The sequence below is a fragment of the Paenibacillus sinopodophylli genome, assembly GCF_005930355.1.
In the GTDB taxonomy this organism is placed as follows: Bacteria; Bacillota; Bacilli; order Paenibacillales; family Paenibacillaceae; genus Pristimantibacillus; species Pristimantibacillus sinopodophylli.
In genome coordinates this window covers 2,663,737-2,684,927 of record NZ_VDBO01000001.1, presented here as the reverse complement: position 1 = coordinate 2,684,927, position 21,191 = coordinate 2,663,737, and the positions used below count along the sequence as shown (strand labels likewise).

Here is a 21,191-nt window from a genome sequence, read left to right as displayed (position 1 = left end):
CGAGGGGGAAATTCGATAATGGCACGAAGGAAGCCTATATGGATTCGTACAAAGAAGCTCTTTCTTGCTTGCGTATTTCTACTAAGCGCATGTTCCAATCACGAAGGGACAGGAAGCCCATCTTCAAGTTCGGCTCCGGGCAAAGGGTTTGAAAGCGCTTCACCATCAGCGCAGAAGTCAAAAGCAAAAGATGAATATCTGCTAAAGAGCTATACGCTGAAATTCGTATATATAGGTGCTCAGCAGAAGGATGAAGCAGAAATAGAATCAGCAATCAATGAGTATCTGTTGACCAAAATAAATGCAAAAATCGACCTTTTGCCGATAGATTGGGGTTCTTGGGATGATAAGGTTAACCTAATGATTGCTTCCCGCGAGAAGGTTGATATTATATTCACAGCGCAATGGAACAAGCATGCGATGAATGTGTCGAAAGGTGCTTTTCTAGAGCTCGATGAGCTGTTGAAGCAATATGGGCAAGGCATACTACAAACGCTTAACCCTATATTTCTGGCAGGTGCAAAGATTAACGGTAAAAACTATGCAGTTCCGACTAATAAAGAGTTGGCCGCTCAAGGTGGAATTGTTTATCGCAAGGATATCGCTGAGGAGCTTGGCATCGACATGTCGGAGGTAAAAACACTGGGGGACTTAGATAAAGTCTACCAGATTATACTGGACAAGAAACCGGGTATGATACCGATTTACATGAAGCAGGGAGAGACATTCAATGCTCATTATGTTGGTAACTATGATGCATTCGGTGATACGTCGATTCCAGGCATTATTCTAAAGGATGGACAAGATACACGAATCAAACCGACTTACGAAGTAGAACGTTATATGGATACGTTACGGACTACGCGACAGTTTTTTTTGAAGGGGTATATTAACAAGGATGCCACTACGAATCAAACGATGAACACTGATGCACTGCGTTCAGGTGACGCTTTTTCGATCACATCAGCATTGAAGCCAGGAAAGGATGAGGAGCTTGCGATATTAACAGGGCTGACAGGAAAGCTGGCACAGCTTACGTTGAATGAGAAAACAATCGCAACTTCGGAAACGGCTGGTTCGATGTTGGCAGTCTCTTCAACTTCGCAGGACCCCGTACGTGCGATGATGTTTATTAATATGCTGCATACGGATGTATATTTGAATAACTTGCTTAATTACGGAATTGAAGGCAAACATTACGAAAAACAAAACGAGAATGTCATTGGTCCAACTGAATATACGAAAGGATATAATCCAGGTACCAATTGGATGTTTGGCAATCAGTTTTTAAACTATGTATGGAATAGTGAAAACGAGAATAAATGGGATCTTTTCAAACAATTTAATGAAAATGCGAAGGTTTCCCCTGGGTTAGGATATGTATTCGATGGAAGTCTGGTGAGAGCAGAGGTAGCCGCAGTCGTTAATGTCGATCGACAATACCAAACTGCGCTGGAAACCGGTTCCGTTGATGTTGATCAGGTACTGCCTGAGTACATAGAGAAGTTGAAGGCAGCTGGCATTGAGAAGATTATTACCGAGAAGCAGAAACAATTCGATTACTTTCTTGCTAATAAATAAAAATATGGTCTGTGGTGCCGGCTTAGCGCAAATCGCTTTGCCGGCATTTCTTATTTCTCTGCATTCAGCTATAGAGCGCTTCCGCCAAACAAGAAGCGGTATTCCCATTGCTTGTTATCAATACTGTCGATCCGAACGCCGCCGCTCTCTTTGGAGAAGGTATTAATCATCTTGCCATTACCTAAATAAACACCGACGTGAGTAACGGTTTGCTTCGATTTGGATAACTTGGCATAGCTAGCGGAGCCGGTTCCGCGATAGGACATAAAGAACATGAGGTCTCCCCGTTTCAAGCTCGTCCAATTTGTTTTTATGGTGGATTTCTTTTTTACATAAGCAGCTTGTGCTGCGGATGTTGAAGGAATTGTAATGCCAGCTGCAACCTTAAATATGTGCTTAGTGAAATCAGAACAGTCGAATGTTTTCGTTGTGCTTCGGTTAGAACCGAATTCATAAGGTGTTCCTAAGTATTTCATGCCAGTCGAAATGATTTTCTCTGTAGTAGACGCTGCAGCGTAAGCATGCTGATTCACAGGTAGTATTCCTGTTCCTGTACTAAATAGTGCGATAGCTACTATTCCTGCTGTGAGATACTTCTTAATGGATACGTTTTTCATTGGCAGCGTATACACCTCCTGTATTGGTATTAACGTACCACAGGGATATTCCTACTTTAAGCTGTAATATATGGTAACCATGGCGCATTTGCCCCTCAAGGCGGGTATCCGACTCGACCAAAGTCCAGTGCCAAAACCGCCGAAAGTCCGTTTTAACAAAGGAGAAATTGATCTAAACTAAGTACATAAGCAAGAGCAGCACACGCAAGGCACGAAACAAAAATGAAAAAATTCTAATAGACGAAAGGAGATGGAATTGGAGATGAATGGTAAAAACGCTTTAGGTATACTGCTGGTCATCGTCGGCAGCATCGCGGTACTTAATTTTGTAGGTGTTCATTTCGGAGCAATATTCGGATTCTTGCTTCCGTTCATACTGATCGGATTCGGTATCGTAGGATGGACGAACAACAAGAAATGGATTGGGGGCATTCTTGCTGCAATCGGCGGATTGATGCTTCTCAGCAAGTTCGGCGGCTTCCTTGTATTGTTGCTTGCAATCGGCTTGATCATTGGCGGAGTTAGCCTCTTTAAGAAAAATAAACGCAGCGCTTACTAATAGCTGTGAATCAAGGTGAAACGGCTGTTGCCATCCTTTGGTGGCGCAGCGCGTTTCAGTCCGAGAAATAGAAGCGGAATATAAGGGTGAAACTTATAAATTCTTATATTTGAACATAGTAGTGTCGGCAGATTGGAATGGTTTTGCACCGTAAAACGTTAAGGAGGACATGGTATGAGTATTATGAAGCGAGTTCGCGACATTACAGTTGCTACATTAAATGAACGTCTTGAGAAATCAGAGGATCCAGTTCGTATGATTGATCAATTTCTCTGGTCAACGAGAGAAGATATAATTCAAGCGGAGAAGCTTTACCAGCAATATGCTGGTCATAGCAATCACTTGAAAGCCCAGTGGCTGCAAGCCGAAGAGCAGAAGGAACGTAGAGAGAATCAAGCGCTGACTGCTTTGAAGGCAGGCGAAGAGCAATTGGCTAGAATCGCATTGCATGAGAAGGCAGGCTGCGAAGAGCGCTCTATTCAATATCGTGAGCTGTTCGAGCAGAGCCGCCAGAATACATTGGATCTGGAAGAGCAGCTGCGTGAGATGCGCAGCGAATACCAATCTGTGTATGATAAACGTGAATATTATGCAGCCCGCATGGAATCATTGAGATTGCAGCAGCGTATGAACAGCCGATATGCAAACGGATTTGGCGAGCATGGTGCACAATCTGGCGCGGCTTTCAGAAGGCTGGAGGACCGGATCAGCGGTATGGAGCATGAAGCCAAGAGCTTGCGCGAAATCCGCAGAATGGGGCAAGAATTCGTAACGGAAGCGGGCAATTCCGTACAATCCGTTATAGAACGAGAGCTTGAGCAGTTGAAGCGAAAGCTTGAGAAAGAAGGATGGACGTCTTGAAGAAATTTTACCGCTCATCACGCGACAAGAAGTTATTCGGTCTATGCGGCGGATTGGCAGAAATGTTCAATGTTGATGCCACGCTGCTGCGGATTTTACTAATCATTGTTACGGTTATTACTGGTGGCGGCGTTATCCTTGTCTATATTCTTGCAGGCATGGTCGTACCCAAAGAACCGCCGGTTTACTCGAACTTCGGTCCTAACGGCTACGGCAATGGATACGGCGGTAGTTACAACCCTGGATATGGTCACCAGCCAAACGTATCGTTTGGTGGGCCTTACAAAAACCCGCCACAAGCACAAAGCACATGGAATACACAAGGACCTGCGCCACAGCCTGCACCGTCCTCGCAGTTTGACAGTATGATGGATGATTTAGAGAAAAAGGCGTTACGTCGTGAAATAGAAGAATTGAAAGCCAAAATTGCTAAATACGAGAAGGGAGATTTTTAATATGGGAATTTTCAAACGCATGAAGGATATGACGAAGGCATCACTGAATGAGGCATTGGACAAAATGGAAGACCCGATTGTAATGTTGAATCAGTACCTGCGTGATATGGAGTCCGAAATCCATCAAGCTGAGGTGACAGTAGCCAAACAGATGGCTAATGAGCGCCGTATGAAGCAGCGCTTGGAAGAAACAGTACGCAGCGCGGCTGACCGCGAATCCAAAGCGGAGGCAGCACTTCGTGCAGGCCAAGAGGAACTTGCACGCAAGCTGTTGGAAGAAAAGCTTTATTTCGACCAAAAGGTTTCGGAATACTTCGATCTTCATGGACAATCCAAATCACAAGCTGAAGAATTGATGCAGCAGTTGCACACGATGAAGGAAGAATTCTACCAGCTGCGCAACAAACGCAATGAGTTGGTTTCTCGGGCACAAGTAGCCAAAGCGCAAAAACAAATGGCTCAGCTAACGGCAAACCACACGATCGACAGCGGTTCTGCATCACGCGGCTTCTACCGCATGGAGGAGAAAATCATGCAGCTTGAAGCGGAAGCGGATGTCCTGCGTACTCCTTATTCATACAGTGGTACGAAGAGCAGCTTCAATGCGGCTGACGCAGAGAAGCAGATCAAGGTTGATGAGCAACTACAAGCGTTGAAGAACAAGCTGAATCCTACTCCTTCACTGGCGAAGGATTCGACTGAGGAATAAAAGCTTAACCAATGGGAGAAGCGGACCGGATAACGGTCTGCTCTTTCATATGTTTGGTCCACTTACATAATCATACGATAGAGGTTAGAATAGTACATATAAGGAAGTGAGCCGTGTGGAACAAGGCAAAAAAACAGACCAGCCAAATCATGCGGCCCGCCGGCGCAACGTAGCGGAGACGATTCTGTGGCTGCTTATTATTATCAGTCTAGTCGTCATTGTGCTGCAGGGGATCGGATACGTTGAGCTCTTCACACTTCAAGGCAAATGGGCAGTCGTTGGACTGACGATTGTCGGGGCAGGTCTTGCAGCCGCCACGTTTAACGGTTATTTGCAAAATTCGAAGCTGAAGGAAACGCTTAAACGAATGACGGAGCAGCAGGTGAAGCGGCGTTTTACCGTAACATTAAGTAATGGTGAGAAAACGGACAATGAGATCTCGGAACAGGAGCAAGTTGACCCGAACTGGACAGAGAAAGTAAAGTTCACAGCAGTAATCGAGGAACGTCAACGGCTCGCTCGTGAGCTGCATGATGCGGTCAGCCAGCAGCTGTTTGCGATTTCGATGACGGCAACGGCAGTCAGCCGTACCATTGACCGTGATTGGGAGCGAGCGAAGCGTCAGGTGCAGCTCATTGAAGAAATGGCCGCCGTAGCACAATCTGAGATGCGGGCATTGCTGCTTCATCTTAGGCCTGTCCATCTGGATGGGAAAAATCTCGGACAGGCGCTTACCGTCTTGGTTGATGAGCTCAAGCAGAAGGTTCCGATGGCCATTATGCTGGAGGTTGATGAGTCAATTGTACTCCCGCCGAATGCAGAGGATCATTTGTTCCGAATTGCACAAGAGGCTTTATCCAATACGCTGCGTCATTCGAAAGCAGAAAGTATGGACATTAGGCTGGTTCGCTTAAACAATCAAGTATATATGAGCTTGCAGGATAGCGGGATCGGTTTTGATCTCGAAGCGAAGAGACAAACCTCATATGGTCTGCTTACGATGGAGGAACGAGTTCTGGAATTGGGAGGATCATTGCAAATGATCTCTAAACCTGGAGAAGGGACGTTTATCCAGATTTGGATACCTGCGGACGGACATCGAGAAACGAAAGCATAATATGAAGCTTAATCTTTTATACAAAAGGCGGTGTAAGACTTGGAAGCAATGGAGCAATTAACTGGGCGCATTAAGGTGCTGCTTGTCGATGATCATGAAATGGTGCGTATAGGGCTTGCTGCGGTGCTGGATACCGAGGATGGCATCGAGGTTGTCGGAGAAGCGAGCAATGGGATGGACGGAATCCGTCTGGCACAGGCGTATAAGCCGGATGTCGTACTGATGGACTTGGTGATGGACGGAATGGACGGAGTAGAGACGACAGCTAAGCTGCTGGAGCTTTATCCCGAATGCAAAGTTATTGTGCTAACCAGTTATTTGGATGACAGCAAGCTTTATCCCGTAATTGAGGCAGGAGCGTTCAGCTATTTGCTCAAAACGTCACGTGCGACGGAAATTGCGGATGCGATCCGTGCGGCGGCGCGTGGACAATCAGTATTGGAGTCACAAGTGGCAGCGAAAATGATGAACCGCTTCCGGCAGCCTAAGCAGAAGGAGCAAGCACCACTGCATGATGAGCTGACAGACCGCGAAATGGATGTACTGAAGCGGGTAGCACAAGGGAGATCGAATCAAGAAATTGCCGATGAGCTGTTTATTGGCGTGAAAACGGTGAAGTTTCATATTACGAATATTTTCAACAAGCTTGATGTTGATGACCGCACGCAAGCGGCCATCTATGCGTTAAAGCAAGGAATCGCAGAATAGCGGTCCGTTATGGTGAAGTAAGCAGGCTTTGTATTTTCTTGTAAAGCTGCTCAGTCTGATTAATCTCGAATGCAGGAAAAGAAGGAATGTCCGAAAAGAATGTACTGGCCTCGGGCCAGAAGGCGGCGGCAAGCGGATTGTCTAGCTGGTGGAGCAAATCGATGTCACTCGCCGTACGAACCATTATAATTTTGGGATAAGAGGCATCCTTGAAGCCCTCTACAAGAACGATATCAACCTCCGACATCTGGGCAAGCAGCTGATCCAAGGACTCTGTATGCGGCTTTAGAATTGCTGTACGCTTGGTGGAAGTAATTGCCGTAATATCTGCTCCGGCAGCTTGATGCTTCCACGTATCAGTTCCGGGCGTATCCATCTGGAAATCATGCGCATCGCGCTTAATCGTACCTACTTTATAACCTGAATATTTGAAATGTTCCGTTAGCCGGCAAACCATAGTGGTTTTGCCGGTATTTTTGTATCCGACAATCTGGATAATAAGTGGCATCGTTGTCTCCTTTATGGTGAAGAACTGCTGTAATTGCCAATAGTTTAACATACATTATAAAATAAATGCTGAATATGCTGTCGATAACGAAAGGCAGACGGCTCATAGGACGGGTGAGTAGGGATGAAGAAGAATGTGAGCGAGAACGTGAGCGGAGAGGGCGAGCGGGAGGAACGGGAGAACGCGAGTGGTGAGAGCGAGCGGGAGGAACGGGAGAACGCGAATGGTAAGAACGATCGGGAGGAGCGGGTTAGCCGTTTTAATCGGCGTGCGGTGCGGGTGGAAGAAGCGCAGCGGCGAGTACTTGATGCCGCAGCGGGGCAGGTTGTCGGCAGCGAGCTTGTGCCGCTGCACGAGAGCGGCGGCCGCAGGCTTGCGCAGACGATAGTTGCGTCAAGCGACTGGCCGCGCTTCGCGCGCTCGGGCCTCGACGGCTATGCCGTGCGCGCGGCAGATATCGCGGAAGCAACGCCGAAGAAGCCGGCGCTGCTCCGCGTCATTGATTCGGTCGCGGCTGGCCAAGTCGCCATCGCGACCGTGCAGCCAGGCACGGCCGCGCGCATTATGACCGGCGCGGCTGTGCCTGAAGGGGCCGACGCGGTCGTCATGCTTGAGCAGACGGCGGAGGCCATGCTGGCTGACGGCTCGCACGCGGTGCTGATTAAGCACGCGGGCGCCGCAGGCCAGCACATAGCGCCCCGCGGCGAGGAGTTTCGCAGCGGGGGCGTGCTTGCAGAGCCCGGTACGCTTATACGGCCGGGCCATGTTGCACTGCTCGGCACCTTCGGCTATGCCGAGGTGGCGGTGCAGAAGCGCCCGCGCGTAGCGATCTTCGCGACAGGCAGCGAATTGCTGCCTGTTGAGGCGCCGCTCGCGGCGGGTAGGATTCGCGACAGCAACAGCTATATGGTGGCGGCAATGGTGCAGCAGGGCGGTGCGGAGCCGCTGATGCTTGGCAGGCTGCCGGATGAAATCGATGCTGTTGAAGCAGCGATCGCTAAAGTGTGGGAGCAGGCTGATATGTTCGTGACAACAGGCGGCGTATCCGTAGGCGACTATGATGTGATGGCTGAGCTTATTCGATCCATTGGAAACAGCGTAAACTTCGATTCATGGGGACAACAGACAGCATGCTCGCTGCGTGGGGAGCGATTTGGGACGAGTAGTCCAGCTGTAGAGCTTGCTGCAACACGAGTATTATTCGACCGTGTAGCTATGCGGCCTGGCAGTCCGACATCTGCTGCGCTTATAAACGGCAAGCTCCTGCTAGCACTGTCAGGTAATCCTAGCGTGTGTTTTGTAGGCTTTGAACTATTCGTTCGTCCGGCGCTGCTCAGGATGCAAGGTGTGCAGGAGGCATGTCCAACTATTTTGCGAGCAAAGCTGCTAACGCCGATTGAAAAGCCAAGTCCGCACGACCGCTATGTTCGTGCACGTCTTGTCAGAGGGAATGACGGCATATTACTGGCAGATCCCCTTTCATTCGCCAAATCAAGCATGATGGCATCACTCGCTGAAGTAGAAGGGCTGGTTGTTGTTCCTTCAGGTTCAAAAGGAGCAGAAGCAGATGAGATAGTAGACGTTATGATGATACCGTAACAAAGAAACAATGGATTTGATGAGGAGTTAGTGAACGCAATAAGCAATTAGTGAACTTGGTGAGGGATTAATAAACTTTTTTGGAAGGAAATAGAGGTTGAGGCGACGAATATTAATGACAAGCAAGTTTTACTCTAACCTACTATCCGGTTCTAAAATAAAAGCAATTGTAAACAAGTTAAACGAATCAAGCAGCAGCGGTAACAACGTTCGGAGGGTTAGTTCATATTTAATTTTTCTGTCACAGCAGAATAGAGCCCATTGCCCTGTCAAGCTTTTAGGAAATTGGGCTCGTACGATGCACATACCATTTGTTATAAATATTGATTGATGATAAGTCCGACATACGGCACTGGTGTGTAAGTTTGAACGGAATGATAATAAGCGGCATAAGGCAAGGTTGAGGTCAGCTCCGGTTGAAGCAGGTCTTCCGGTTTTTGTTGCTCGGTATAGGCTAACGCGACCTTGATGTCAGTCAGCAATCCGCTTGTTCCTACTAAGAGACGCTTCATGCGTTCAGCATTGACTTGTGGCAGACCGGACGTCTCAGGCGATGGGTGCTCGATTGTCCATTGCAGGGTCTTCACATCTCGGTGCATACCGATCTCCGTAATGGCCGGATGGCGCAACGCCTGCTCGATGCCTGACCACAGCTCAGGGTTTAAATCACGCTTTCCGCGTTTATATTGGTTTTCTAAGTCATTGACTAGGGTAGCCAGTTGATCTAAGCTGTCTTCGATAGGCTGTTCATTCTCTAGCTCACGGACAAGCTTGTTGGATAGCTGATGTAACGCTAGCTGGGATTGCCTCGCTGTTTGCAGCCAAGCTGCTGCACTGCTCGCAGCATGATGGAACATACGGCTCCATTCGTCATTGTGCTCTGGCTGCTGCTGAGGCTCGCCGTCACGGTAAGGATAGAAGGCGTAAGGGCTGACGGCTTGAACAGGCGTATATGCAGAAGATCGTTCAATGCTTCTGATGGAACGAATAGATGAGTTCATAGGTCATCTCCTCTCTAAATTGTTAAACCACTCCAGCGAGAGCATACTATATAGCGGATGAAAAGGTTGGCGAAATCTGTCAGGCAGATGAATGAAAATGAAAAAAGCGGCCTCACTTGATAGGGTAAGCCGCTTTGATAATTACAACAGCAGGAATAGAAAGGCGACAAGCGCGAAATCAAGCGCCAGCGCTCTGCCCCATGGATAATAAGGCTGCGGCGCGTAGTAATAGGGATCGTAAGGATAAGCCTGCGTTTGCGCCTCGGGTAGTGCAGCCTTCGGCTGAAGCTCTTTCTTACCTTTACCGCCTTTTTTCTTTTTTGAAACAGCCGGCTGCGTTTGCGTTACATTGACCTCATGCCCGCCTGCTTCTGCATTAAGCAGTACTTTGCCTCCAGTACAGGAGCTAAGTATGCCTACATGACGGGAACCGTCATTCATAACAACACATACGGGATACCCGCAGAAGCGGCTGACGACTTCCTCATGCAATGGAAAAATAGGTTCCATCTGCTAATGACACCTCCATTTAATCCTTCCTGCAACCAGTGTATTCACCTACAGGCTAACGTGTATGGATGTTTACCCATTCCGAGAGGACAGGAGCGAAAATCATGTACATTCCGAATCAAAACGTACCAGTGAGACATCGTATGTCAGCAAAGGAGCGTGCTAAGCGGACAAAAAGAGGCGTTCTGCTTGCACTGCTCGTTATTACCGCGTGTGCAATATGGGCGATATGGCAGGCAGATCGAGCGCCAGGGGAAACAACCCCTTCCGAGCAGCTTTTGCAGCATGATTTGAAGGCTCTATGGGAATGGAGCGATGATCAGTTGAAGAGCGGCTCTTCTGGTGCCGCCTGGTCGATCCGCTGGAACGTGACAGGCAAGGTCGGGACGATGCGGGAGCTAGTGGACAAGCTATTTATAGAGGAGCAGGGAGAAGTCGTGAATAAGGTCGTACGTAACGAAGGGAAGACGGTATCCGGAACGGTTAATAAGTATGGCGGGAACATCGCTGTACACATCGTCCAAAATGGCAATCAAAGCGAGCAGCTTATGATCCTACTGGAGACCACTCCTAACGCGAGCCTACAAAGAAACAGCCTGCTGCAGCAATCAGCCGATATTTCATCACAGATTGCGCTCATTTCGCCTGCTTTCACAAGCAGCATGAAGGTACAAGGTTATGCGAAGCATGAGCATACATTACTAAGGCTGAGCAGACTTACGGATGCAAAGGCTGTTGACCGCTACGAGGATACGGGCACAATCAGTGAAACCTTATATACCCCGATGCTGCATTCCGTAATTGCTGTCGAAAATGGCAAATCTGCCAATTTGCAAGTGGCCTTGCATAAAGATACCGATACCGATAATACGGAATTAACAATCGGAATACCTGTGATAACAGGTGAGTATAGCGTTTCCACGGTTGAAAATGACTGAAAACGACTTTCTGATTAGAAATAGTAACGGAACTTATCAGTATTTTTTATGCCGAGTAGAATAGCGAATTATAGTTGGATATGCTAAACTACATAACATGTGAAGCTGTATAAAATACATAGGGAAAGAATGAGGCAAATGACATATACGAATACTCTAGAATCCGTCTCCGCAGAGGGCGCTGTTTATTATCTGTTCGGAGCAACGGGCGATTTGGCTCGGCGCAAGCTGTTTCCAGCCCTTTTCAGTTTATATAAAGAAGGCAAACTTTCTGAGAACTTTGCAGTAGTTGGCCTTGCAAGACGTCCACGCACAAATGAGCAATTCCGCGAGGACCTGTATGAATCAATCGTAGAATTTTGTCGTTATAAAGCGGATGATGCTGAGCTATGGAATCGATTCGCTGAGCATTTCGTCTATATGTCGTTAGACATTAACGATGTGGAAGGATTCCGCGAGCTTAGCCACTTGTCTGAGCAGCTTGATGCCAAATTCAACATTCCAGGCAACCGTCTGTTTTATTTAGCGCTTGCTCCATCGCTGTTTGGTCCGGTATCATTCAACCTTCGCGACGGCGGTTTGCTTGAATCAACGGGTTGGCACCGCGTCGTCATTGAGAAGCCTTTCGGTTATGATCTTCCTTCTGCACAGAAGCTGAATGAGCAAATCAACCAAGTATTCAAAGAAGAAGAGATCTACCGGATTGACCATTATCTCGGCAAGGAAATGGTTCAGAACATTCAAGTCATTCGTTTCGCGAACGCATTTTTCGAGCCGCTGTGGAATAATAACCATATTGCTAACGTTCAAATTACGCTTTCAGAAACGGTTGGTGTAGAGGATCGCGGCGGTTATTATGACAAGTCAGGCGCTTTGCGCGATATGGGACAGAACCATATGCTGCAAATGCTGACGATGATCGCTATGGAGCCGCCAAGCCGTTTGCATGGTGAAGATATTCGTGATGAGAAGGTAAAGGTACTCCGCTCTCTGCGCAACTATAAGACGAGTGAAGAAGTACGCGATAACGTTGTGCGTGGACAATACAGCGAAGGCAGCCATCATGGGAAAGATCTTCCTGGCTACCGCCAAGAGGATTCAGTCGGCGAGGATTCTACGACTGAAACGTATTTCGCTGCCAAAGTATTCGTTGATAATTTCCGCTGGGCAGGCGTGCCGTTCTACATTCGAACAGGCAAGCGTCTTCCAGTCAAAACAACGGAGATCGTTATTGAATTCAAATCCATGCCGCAGAATGTATTGTTCGCACAGCGTCATGATTTGGCACCAAACCTGCTCGTTATTCGCGTAAATCCGCTTGAGGGCATATATATTAAAGTAAATGCAAAAACGCCTGGTGAGAACAACTCTGTTCAACCAGTAGCGATGGAATTCTGCCAGAGCTGCCAAATCGGGCTGAACACGCCAGAGGCTTATGAGCGTCTGATTCATGATGCAGCACGCGGAGATTCAACTTACTTCACACGCTGGGACGAAGTGTCGCAAGCGTGGGCATTCGTTGATCGAATCGCACAGGCTTGGCGCGAGGAGAAAAGCGATTTGAAGCTATACCCTGCAGGATCATGGGGCCCGGATGCAGCGAATCAGATGCTGAAGGAAGATGGCTTCCATTGGTGGCCGGTTAACGGACAAGAGGAAGATAAAGTTATTTGGGTTTCGAACAGCGGCAAATAACCGCTGCCCGCATACCTTACGTAATGAAGGGAAGTCAAGCATGAGCCAATCGTTAAGTGAAGAAATAAAACAGGAAGTCGATAAGCGCCGCACGTTCGCGATTATCTCTCACCCTGATGCTGGGAAAACGACCCTAACTGAGAAGCTCCTCCTATTCGGAGGAGCCATTCGGCTTGCAGGGTCAGTCAAGGCGCGTAAAGCGAGCCGACATGCAACATCTGACTGGATGGAAATCGAGAAGCAACGGGGAATATCTGTAACGTCCAGCGTGATGCAGTTCGATTATCTAGACCATCGCGTTAATATTCTCGATACACCTGGTCACCAAGATTTCAGTGAAGATACTTACCGCACGCTTACCGCAGCCGACAGCGCCGTCATGCTTATTGACGTTGCCAAAGGTGTGGAGGCTCAGACGATTAAGCTCTTCCAGGTTTGCCGCAAGCGGGGCATTCCGATCTTCACCTTCATCAACAAGCTTGACCGCGAAGGACAAAGCCCGTTTGAGCTGATGGAGGAGCTGGAGCGGGTACTCGGCATCCGTGCCGTACCGATGAACTGGCCGATTGGGATGGGACGCGAGCTATGCGGCGTCTACGACCGTATGAAAACCCAAGTCGAGCTGTTCCAAGGCAATGACCATTCAACGATAGAGGTTCGTTCGGTGAGTGATTACAACGATCCCATTATCCGTGAGATGGCTGGCGATTATTTGACCGACCAGCTTATCGGTGATTTGGAGCTGCTTGACGTTGCCGGCGATCAATTTGATTTCGAGAAAGTACAGGCAGGAGAACTGACACCTGTATTCTTCGGAAGCGCCGTTAACAACTTCGGCGTGCAGACGTTCCTTGAGAACTTCCTGCAGCTGGCGCCAAAGCCAACCTCGCGTAATAGTACGACTGGACAGGTAGAACCGACGAATGAGAAGTTCACAGGATACGTGTTCAAAATCCAAGCAAACATGAATCCGGCGCACCGCGACCGTATTGCTTTCCTTCGGATTTGCTCGGGCAAATTCGAAAGAGGCATGAGCGTTCGCCATGTGCGCAATGGCAAAGATATTAAGCTGGCACAGCCGCAGCAATTTCTTGCGCAGGATCGTGATATTGTCGATACAGCCTATCCCGGCGATATTATCGGCTTGTTCGATCCCGGTATATTTCGAATCGGCGATTCCTTATCGCAAGGCGGCGAGGTCGTGTTCGATGAGCTGCCGACGTTCTCTCCGGAGATATTCGCTAAAGTTACCGTCAAAAACGCACTGAAGCATAAGCAGTACCAGAAGGGCATAGACCAATTGACAGAGGAAGGCACCATTCAGGTGTTCCACTCTACGGGCAACTTCGATGAGACGATTCTCGGCGTTGTCGGTCACTTGCAATTCGAGGTATTCGAGCATCGGATGAAAGCGGAGTACGGCGTGGACATTCAATTGCATCGCATGCAGTTCCAATTCGCACGTTGGATTGTCGACGATAATATCGATCCCGGCAAATTCCGTATTAATACGACGCTTGTTAAGGACAAGAAGGGCAATTTTGTTGTCTTGTTCGAGAATGAATATGCGATGCGTACGGCCATTGACAAAAACCCGACATCCAAGTTTTTGGAAACTGCGCCATAAGCGATCCACAATAGTAAGCTGACAGCATCCTCGGTCCTTCGCGCAGCAGCGTGAGGCGCTGAGGATGCTTTTGCATGTAAGAATCCATATGATTTTCAGTGCTAAAAAACAGGTTTACCCGTATAATAAATGGATAAAAAACGATAGGTGGCTAGTCATTCATGAAAACAATCATGTTCACCGGTGGAGGCTCAGCCGGACACGTTACCGTTAATTTGGCCTTAATCCCGCGGTTTTTGGAGGAGGGCTGGTCAGTCCAATATATCGGGTCGGAGAGCGGCATTGAACGCCAGCTGATTGCGACGATCCCGCAGGTCAAGTACTTCCCTATTTCGACTGGCAAGCTAAGAAGGTATATTGATATGCAGAACATTAAAGACCCCTTCAAGGTCGTAAAGGGGCTTTTTCAGGCGTATCGTCTTATTAAAAAGAATAAACCGAGTGTGATCTTCTCCAAGGGAGGCTTCGTGTCCGTACCCGTTGTGCTGGGCGCTTGGCTGAACAAGGTGCCTCTGCTCATTCATGAATCGGATTTGACGCCGGGGCTTGCTAACCGCATTTCGATTCCTTTCGCTACAGGAGTGTGTACGACCTTCCCTGAGACGGGAGGCATGCTGAAGGCTGACAAGAGCAGGCATGTTGGAGCTGTTATCCGCGAGGAAGTAAAGCAGGGCAACGCAGACCGCGGCAGAGCCTTCTGTGGGTTTACGAGAAGCAAGCCGATTATATTGATTATGGGCGGAAGCCTTGGCGCACGAAAGATCAATACAGCGGTAAGGCAGTCACTGACAGCTCTAACCAAACAATTTCAGATCGTACATTTATGCGGCAAAAATCAAGTTGATCCATCGATTGTGATGCCTGGTTACAAGCAATTCGAATATGTGAACGAGCAATTGCCTGATTTGCTGGCCATGACCGATCTGGTCATTTCACGCGCAGGCTCCAATTCGATTTTCGAGTTTCTTTCGTTGAAGAAGCCGATGCTGCTTATTCCGCTAACGAAGGAGCAGAGCCGCGGCGATCAGATTCTGAACGCGCAGTCATTCGAGAAGTCAGGATTCGCCGAAATTCTCTATGAAGAGAAGCTCACGGCGGTGACGCTCGAGGAGCGCGCTGCCCTTGTGTATGCTAACCGTGCGGCATATATCGAGCGGATGAACATGAGCGAGGAAGCAAATGCCCTCTCTGCCGTATTCGATTGGATTAATGAGATTGCCAAGAAGTAAGACTGTGGTAAGAAAGGCTTTAGTGATCATGACCTCATCTGTGGATTTCGCGGACGGGGTCGTTTTGCGTTGTGTGTAAGTAGCTTGGGTCCGAGCCTATTGTTGAAATCAGGATTGACGATGAAACGTTTTCATGACATAATGTACGCGTGTACATTAAATGCGAATAGACATCATAAATAAGTCAGAACATAGCAGATGGAGAAATGCCATCAAAGCCATTTCAGGAGGCAATCCGTTATTAGCAGGAAAGAAGTAGCGAAGCTGGCCGGTGTCTCAGAGGCAACCGTGTCTAGGGTGTTGAACAATGTTGGCCCTCTGAAAGAAGAGACGAGAGAACGGGTACTGCAGGCAGCAGCGGTGGTCGGATATGTCCCTAATGCGCTTGCACAGCAATTTGCTAGACGTAAAAGTGGAAATATTGGCGTTATTTTACCATTCGTACCTAAGGTGCATCTATTCTCCACTTATTATTTCTCTGAGATATTGAGTGGAATCGGTGAAACAGCAAAGCGCTGCGGCTACGATCTGCTGCTTATCTTCAGAGAGCCGGATGGAGCTAGAGATTATGCGAAGCTTTTTCGGACGCAAAAGATCGATGCTTGCATCGTGCTCGGCTCACAGGATGTGCCGGAGGAACGTGCTGCGCTGGCAGAGCTGAAAGCAAGCGGTTACCCCTTCTGCTTAGTTAACCAGCGGTTCGAGGAAGCTGATTATGCAGCTGTGGATGCGGACCATAGGAATGGAAGCAGGGAGGCTGTCCTGCATTTGATTGATCGGGGCTGTAGAAGCATTGCCTTTCTCAATGGACCGCTGCAATACTCGAATAGTGCAGACAGGCTTGAAGGGTATAAGAATGCGCTTGTTGAGAAGGGGATCGCTTATGTTTCCCAACTAGTTTATGTTGGGAATTACAGCCGCAAGAGCGGCTATGAATTAGCTGAGCAGCTTGCCTTACAGATTAGATCGGGTGTCGTGGATGCCGTATTCGCAGCAAATGACCGGATGGCGATCGGCTTGATGCAGGGCTTGCGGGAGCGTGGACTTGAAGCGGGCAAGCAGTATGCGATGGTCGGATATGATGATTCAGACGGCTCCCGTATTATTAGTCCACGACTCTCAACGGTTGCTGTACCCTTCTATGAGATGGGTAAGCTGGCAGCGGCGAAGCTGCTTGATGGGGAACAAAGAGCAGATGCAGTTAGCAGCCTGCTGCCCGTCCAATTGATGGTTAGAGAAACATCAGGGCATGAATGAACGCTCAGTACAAAGGAGCGGAGCTCCACTTCAGTTCGAACGCGAAACGGCAAGCAGCGTAAGTGCAGCTTACCCGTTTACGCTTATGAGAGGCGGTAGGTTATGGATAAAGTAAGAGTTGGCATGGTTGGCTACAAGTTTATGGGCAAGGCACACAGCAATGCATACCGCGCGCTTCCGATGTTCTTCCCGGATTCGATCAAGCCGGAGATGACGGCAATCTGCGGTCGTGATCCGCAAGGTTTGGAGCAAGCGCGTGCTCAATTCGGCTGGCAAAGCTCCGAAACCGATTGGAAAGACCTTGTTAAGCGCGAAGACATTGACTTGATTGACATTAACGCGCCGAGCGATGCACATAAGGCGATCGCGCTTGCAGCTGCTGCCAATGGCAAACATATCTTCTGCGAGAAGCCGCTTGCTTTGACGCTTGAGGATTCTCGCGAAATGCTTGAAGCAGCTGAGAAAGCAGGTGTCAAGCATATGGTTGGCTTCAACTATCGCTTCGCGCCAGCGGTACAGCTTGCCAAAAAGCTCATATCTGATGGACGTCTTGGCGAAATCTATCATTTCCGTGCTGTGTTTCTTCAGGACTGGATCATTGATCCAAACTTTCCGCTCGTTTGGCGCTTGCAGAAGGAGATTGCAGGTTCAGGCTCCCATGGCGACTTAGGAGCACATCTTATCGATATGGCACGCTTCCTTGTAGGCGAGTTTGAAGAAGTGATCGGTATGAGCGAGACGTTCATCAAGGAGCGGCCTATTGCTTCGACTATGACTGGACTAAGCGCCAAAGGCAGCCAGGACGGACCACGCGGCAAGGTTACCGTTGACGATGCGACGTTGTTCATGACTCGATTCGCAGGAGGGGCGCTGGGCAGCTTCGAAGCTACACGCTTTGCGGCAGGCCACCGCTGTACGAACGCATTCGAAATCAATGGCAGCAAAGGCAGCATCAAGTTTGACTTTGAGCGGATGAATGAGCTTCAGGTCTATTTCACGGATGATGCTGAGGATGTACAGGGCTTCCGCCGCGTACTTGCGACCGATCCGTCACATGCTTATATGGATGCCTGGTGGCCGGCAGGGCATACAATTGGCTATGAGCACACGTTCACGCATGAGATGCACGAGCTGATGCAAGCTTTTGCCGAGAATCGCCAGCCAGTGCCGAACTTCGTGGATGGCGTGAAATGCCAAGAGGTGCTCGAAGCGGTAGACCGTTCAATCGCGGAGCGCCGCTGGGTTTCAATAAACGAATTAGGATAGTAAACAAGCATAGATTGGATGCAGAAGGCGTAACGCCAAGGAGAGGTAGGACGGATTCGATGAAAAAAGCATTGATCGTATGGGGCGGCTGGGATGGACATCAGCCGAAGGAAGTAGCTGAAATCTTTCGCGAGGTGCTGGCTGCTGAGAACTTCGAGGTTGAGGTATCGGATACGCTGGAAGCATTCGCAGACGCTGAGAAGCTGAAAGGGCTCGATTTGATCGTACCGGTGTGGACAATGGCGCGTATCGAGCAGCAGCTGGTGGATAACGTCTCGGCTGCCGTTCAAAGCGGTGTAGGCTTGGCAGGATGTCATGGCGGCATGTGCGATGCTTTCCGTGAAAATGTAGATTGGCAGTTTATGACCGGCGGGCAGTGGGTCGCACATCCAGGCAATGACGGTGTGGAATATACAGTGAATATTACGAATTCATCAAGTCCGTTAACAGATGGCATTGAGGATTTCATGGTAAGCTCCGAGCAATATTATTTGCATGTGGATCCTGCGGTTGAAGTGCTGGCTACGACAAGATTCCCGATTACGTCTGGTCCTCACTCGCTGAACAAGGCTGTCGATATGCCGGTTGCTTGGACGAAGCGCTGGGGTGTAGGACGGGTTTATTACAATTCACTCGGCCATCAGGCGAACATTATAGATATTGCAACGGTAAAAGAGCTAATGCGCAGAGGTTTCTTATGGTGCGCAGAAGGCAAGGCAAATGCGCTTGCAGCAGGCACAGTGTCAGCCGCATATAGCGGCATGGCAGATAATCAGCTTTAAGCACACTGAATAAAATTGAAGTCATGGGACGAGGGACGGAAGACAATGGAGAAAATCAAAGCGGGTATTATCGGTACAGGAAATATTAGCGGCATTTATTTGGAAAATGGAAACCGCTTCGACGCGCTTCAAGTTGTAGCTTGTGCGGATTTGGACGTAGAACGTGCTGTTGCACGCGGCGAGGAATTTGGTATTCGTGGATGTTCGGTTGATGAGCTGCTTGCTGATTCCGAAATTCAATTGATTATTAATCTAACGATACCACAGGCACATGCATCGATTTGCTTGCGCGCACTGGAAGCGGGCAAGCATGTGTATGTGGAGAAGCCGTTTGCGGTAACACGCGAGGAAGCACAGGAGGTGCTTGAGCTTGCAGAGAGAAAAGGCCTTTTAGTAGGAAGTGCGCCCGATACGTTCCTCGGCGGGGGCATTCAGACGAGTATTAAACTGCTGGAAGACGGATGGATTGGCACGCCAATCGGGGCTACGGCATTCATGGTTGGAGGCGGACACGAATCTTGGCATCCAGCGCCTGAGTTTTATTACCAAAAGGGCGGCGGTCCCATGTTCGATATGGGTCCATATTACTTGACGGCGCTAGTTGCGCTGCTTGGGCCGATTACACGCGTTACGGGCTCTGCACGGATTTCTTATCCTGAGCGTACAATTACAAGCAAACCGAAATACGGAGAGAAGGTTAAAGTTGAGGTTCCGACGCATATCGCAGGCATTATGGACTTTGCTTCCGGTCCGATCGGAACGCTGCTGACGAGCTTCGATGTGAAAGGCGGTTCTACATTACCGCGGATCGAGGTGTACGGTAGTGCAGGCACCTTGCTCGTACCGGACCCGAACAGCTTCGATGGTCAAATTAAGCTATGGCGTGCAGGCTCCAATGAATGGTCGGACATTCCACTTGCATACGGCTATACTCAGAATGCACGCGGAGTTGGTGCAGCGGATATGGCCAAAGCGATTCAAACCGGTCGGAAGCACCGTGCGAATGGAGAGCTTGCTTATCATGTACTTGAAGCGATGCATGGCTTCCATGATGCATCCGAGAACGGTGTTCATTACGACATGAAGAGCACCTGTGAGCGTCCGGCGCCATTGCCGCTTGGCTTGCAGCCATTCTGCTTAGACTAATCACAAAAACAGCGCTTGTGCCAGAGATGAAAGTCTCTCCGCAAGCGCTGTTTTTGTATCATGTGCATGTAAGTTATTGTGTTTTGGCTTGTGCTTTAAACCCTGTTTCAGTTATTCCCGAATTATGATTTTAGCCAAGCCTCAACCTTGTCCGCATTCTGCTCCACCCATGCTTTGGCAGCATCCTCAGGCGTTTTGCCTTCTTGAATGTCAATCATTACAGCTGCCATATCATCGGGCGTCCAGTTGAACTTGTCGAGGAATGTAAATGCTTCTGGCTGATCCTCTTTAAGGCCTTTGCGAGCTATCGTATGGATCTGCTCGTCTCCGCCGTACACATTGCTTGGGTCCTCCAAATATTTGAGATCCATCTTGGCGAACATCCAGTGTGGTGTCCAGCCGGTTACGATGATCGGTTCTTGCTTCGCATAGGCTTTCTCAAGCTGCTGCGTCATCGCTGCCGATGAGCTCTCCAGCAACGTCCACTTGTCGCGAAGCTTATACTCGTCAAGCACCTTCTCTGTCGACATCATGAGACCGGCACCGGGCTCAATACCAATAATCGTATAATCCACGGAATCCCCTACTGCACCATTCAACTCCTCGATGCTGTTGATATCCATGTATTGCGGTACGACAAGTCCGACCTTAGTACCTTCAAGGTTTTGTCCGAGATCCTCGTACTTTCCGTTATATTTGGAAATATATGAAGCATGTGTAGTTGGCAGCCACGCTGCAACCATTGCGTCTGCGCTTCCATCCGAAATCCCAGCCCACATCGGGCCAGCATCTACCTGTAATAGCTCAACTTCATAATTTAGCTTTTGTTCCAGTACTTCTTTGACAACATAGCTGCTTGCAATCTCAGAATCCCAAGCGACATAGGCCAAGGTTACTTTCTTCTTGCTGCTCCCACTTGAAGAGCATCCTGCGACTAAAGCGATCACCAAAACAGCGGCTGCAATAATAGATAGACGATTGAATTTCAAAAAATCACTCCTTAATTGGTTTCATACCTATAACGAA

General features: G+C 48.8%; 21 protein-coding genes. 16 read left to right on the top strand and 5 right to left on the bottom strand.

What is annotated here, in order from left to right; all coding sequences use genetic code 11:
* Positions 1-18 precede the first annotated feature (18 nt).
* Positions 19-1,581 carry an ABC transporter substrate-binding protein gene (locus tag FGT79_RS11900; RefSeq protein WP_138752852.1) on the top strand — a complete coding sequence of 521 codons (1,563 nt, stop codon included), beginning with the start codon at positions 19-21 and terminating at the stop codon, positions 1,579-1,581.
* A gap of 68 nt (positions 1,582-1,649) precedes the next feature.
* Here FGT79_RS11900 and FGT79_RS11895 read toward each other — a convergent pair whose 3' ends face one another.
* Complete coding sequence (locus tag FGT79_RS11895; RefSeq protein WP_138752851.1) at positions 1,650-2,198, bottom strand: C40 family peptidase; 549 nt, start codon at positions 2,196-2,198, stop codon at positions 1,650-1,652.
* A 262-nt stretch (positions 2,199-2,460) separates the two neighbouring features.
* Between FGT79_RS11895 and FGT79_RS11890 the strand changes: the two genes are divergently transcribed.
* The 6 genes from FGT79_RS11890 (at position 2,461) to FGT79_RS11865 (ending at position 6,607) form a co-directional block, all read left to right on the top strand.
* Positions 2,461-2,757, top strand: a complete 297-nt coding sequence (locus tag FGT79_RS11890) for a LiaF transmembrane domain-containing protein (protein WP_138752850.1) — start codon at positions 2,461-2,463, stop codon at positions 2,755-2,757.
* Positions 2,758-2,931: 174 nt separating this feature from the next.
* Positions 2,932-3,618: a PspA/IM30 family protein gene (locus FGT79_RS11885; protein ID WP_138752849.1), complete on the top strand. Its 687-nt coding sequence runs from the start codon at positions 2,932-2,934 to the stop codon at positions 3,616-3,618.
* On the top strand, positions 3,606-4,073 hold the full coding sequence (locus FGT79_RS11880) for a PspC domain-containing protein (RefSeq protein WP_171056186.1): 468 nt from the start codon (positions 3,606-3,608) through the stop codon (positions 4,071-4,073). Before FGT79_RS11885 ends, FGT79_RS11880 begins: the two co-directional genes overlap by 13 nt.
* A gap of 1 nt (position 4,074) precedes the next feature.
* On the top strand, positions 4,075-4,782 hold the full coding sequence (locus FGT79_RS11875) for a PspA/IM30 family protein (RefSeq protein ID WP_138752847.1): 708 nt from the start codon (positions 4,075-4,077) through the stop codon (positions 4,780-4,782).
* A gap of 115 nt (positions 4,783-4,897) precedes the next feature.
* Positions 4,898-5,899 (top strand): sensor histidine kinase, encoded by a 1,002-nt coding sequence (locus tag FGT79_RS11870; protein ID WP_171056185.1) that lies wholly within the window; start codon positions 4,898-4,900, stop codon positions 5,897-5,899.
* Positions 5,900-5,947: 48 nt separating this feature from the next.
* Entirely contained in the window at positions 5,948-6,607 is a 660-nt protein-coding gene (locus FGT79_RS11865) for a response regulator transcription factor (protein WP_138753057.1), read from the top strand.
* A gap of 7 nt (positions 6,608-6,614) precedes the next feature.
* Here FGT79_RS11865 and mobB read toward each other — a convergent pair whose 3' ends face one another.
* Positions 6,615-7,115 carry a molybdopterin-guanine dinucleotide biosynthesis protein B gene (gene mobB / locus FGT79_RS11860; protein ID WP_138752846.1) on the bottom strand — a complete coding sequence of 167 codons (501 nt, stop codon included), beginning with the start codon at positions 7,113-7,115 and terminating at the stop codon, positions 6,615-6,617.
* A 123-nt stretch (positions 7,116-7,238) separates the two neighbouring features.
* Here mobB and FGT79_RS11855 point away from each other — a divergent pair, with 123 nt between their 5' ends.
* Positions 7,239-8,714 carry a molybdopterin molybdotransferase MoeA gene (locus tag FGT79_RS11855; protein WP_138752845.1) on the top strand — a complete coding sequence of 492 codons (1,476 nt, stop codon included), beginning with the start codon at positions 7,239-7,241 and terminating at the stop codon, positions 8,712-8,714.
* A gap of 314 nt (positions 8,715-9,028) precedes the next feature.
* Here FGT79_RS11855 and FGT79_RS11850 read toward each other — a convergent pair whose 3' ends face one another.
* Together FGT79_RS11850 and FGT79_RS11845 are read right to left on the bottom strand one after the other, a co-directional pair.
* The gene (locus FGT79_RS11850) at positions 9,029-9,715 is read right to left on the bottom strand and encodes a hypothetical protein (protein ID WP_138752844.1); all 687 of its coding nucleotides are present in this window, start codon (positions 9,713-9,715) and stop codon (positions 9,029-9,031) included.
* Positions 9,716-9,856: 141 nt separating this feature from the next.
* Positions 9,857-10,225 carry a hypothetical protein gene (locus tag FGT79_RS11845; RefSeq protein ID WP_138752843.1) on the bottom strand — a complete coding sequence of 123 codons (369 nt, stop codon included), beginning with the start codon at positions 10,223-10,225 and terminating at the stop codon, positions 9,857-9,859.
* Between the two features lie 104 nt (positions 10,226-10,329).
* Here FGT79_RS11845 and FGT79_RS11840 point away from each other — a divergent pair, with 104 nt between their 5' ends.
* From FGT79_RS11840 to FGT79_RS11805, 8 genes are all read left to right on the top strand, one after another.
* On the top strand, positions 10,330-11,163 hold the full coding sequence (locus tag FGT79_RS11840; RefSeq protein WP_171056184.1) for a YwmB family TATA-box binding protein: 834 nt from the start codon (positions 10,330-10,332) through the stop codon (positions 11,161-11,163).
* Between the two features lie 138 nt (positions 11,164-11,301).
* Positions 11,302-12,858 (top strand): glucose-6-phosphate dehydrogenase, encoded by a 1,557-nt coding sequence (gene zwf / locus FGT79_RS11835; RefSeq protein WP_138752841.1) that lies wholly within the window; start codon positions 11,302-11,304, stop codon positions 12,856-12,858.
* A gap of 40 nt (positions 12,859-12,898) precedes the next feature.
* A complete protein-coding gene (locus FGT79_RS11830; protein ID WP_138752840.1) occupies positions 12,899-14,485 on the top strand; it encodes a peptide chain release factor 3 in 1,587 nt (528 codons plus the stop codon).
* 161 nt (positions 14,486-14,646) lie between these two features.
* Positions 14,647-15,714 (top strand): undecaprenyldiphospho-muramoylpentapeptide beta-N-acetylglucosaminyltransferase, encoded by a 1,068-nt coding sequence (locus FGT79_RS11825; protein ID WP_138752839.1) that lies wholly within the window; start codon positions 14,647-14,649, stop codon positions 15,712-15,714.
* 198 nt (positions 15,715-15,912) lie between these two features.
* Positions 15,913-16,971, top strand: coding sequence for a LacI family DNA-binding transcriptional regulator (locus FGT79_RS11820; protein WP_138752838.1), 1,059 nt, complete (start codon positions 15,913-15,915; stop codon positions 16,969-16,971).
* Between the two features lie 102 nt (positions 16,972-17,073).
* Positions 17,074-18,237: a Gfo/Idh/MocA family protein gene (locus FGT79_RS11815; protein ID WP_138752837.1), complete on the top strand. Its 1,164-nt coding sequence runs from the start codon at positions 17,074-17,076 to the stop codon at positions 18,235-18,237.
* A gap of 59 nt (positions 18,238-18,296) precedes the next feature.
* A complete protein-coding gene (locus FGT79_RS11810) occupies positions 18,297-19,019 on the top strand; it encodes a ThuA domain-containing protein (RefSeq protein ID WP_138752836.1) in 723 nt (240 codons plus the stop codon).
* Between the two features lie 45 nt (positions 19,020-19,064).
* Positions 19,065-20,165: a Gfo/Idh/MocA family protein gene (locus tag FGT79_RS11805; RefSeq protein WP_138752835.1), complete on the top strand. Its 1,101-nt coding sequence runs from the start codon at positions 19,065-19,067 to the stop codon at positions 20,163-20,165.
* 122 nt (positions 20,166-20,287) lie between these two features.
* On the opposite strand, the gene FGT79_RS11800 is transcribed toward FGT79_RS11805, so the two are convergent.
* A complete protein-coding gene (locus FGT79_RS11800) occupies positions 20,288-21,154 on the bottom strand; it encodes a glycine betaine ABC transporter substrate-binding protein (protein ID WP_246096285.1) in 867 nt (288 codons plus the stop codon).
* Between the last annotated feature and the right edge of the window lie 37 nt (positions 21,155-21,191).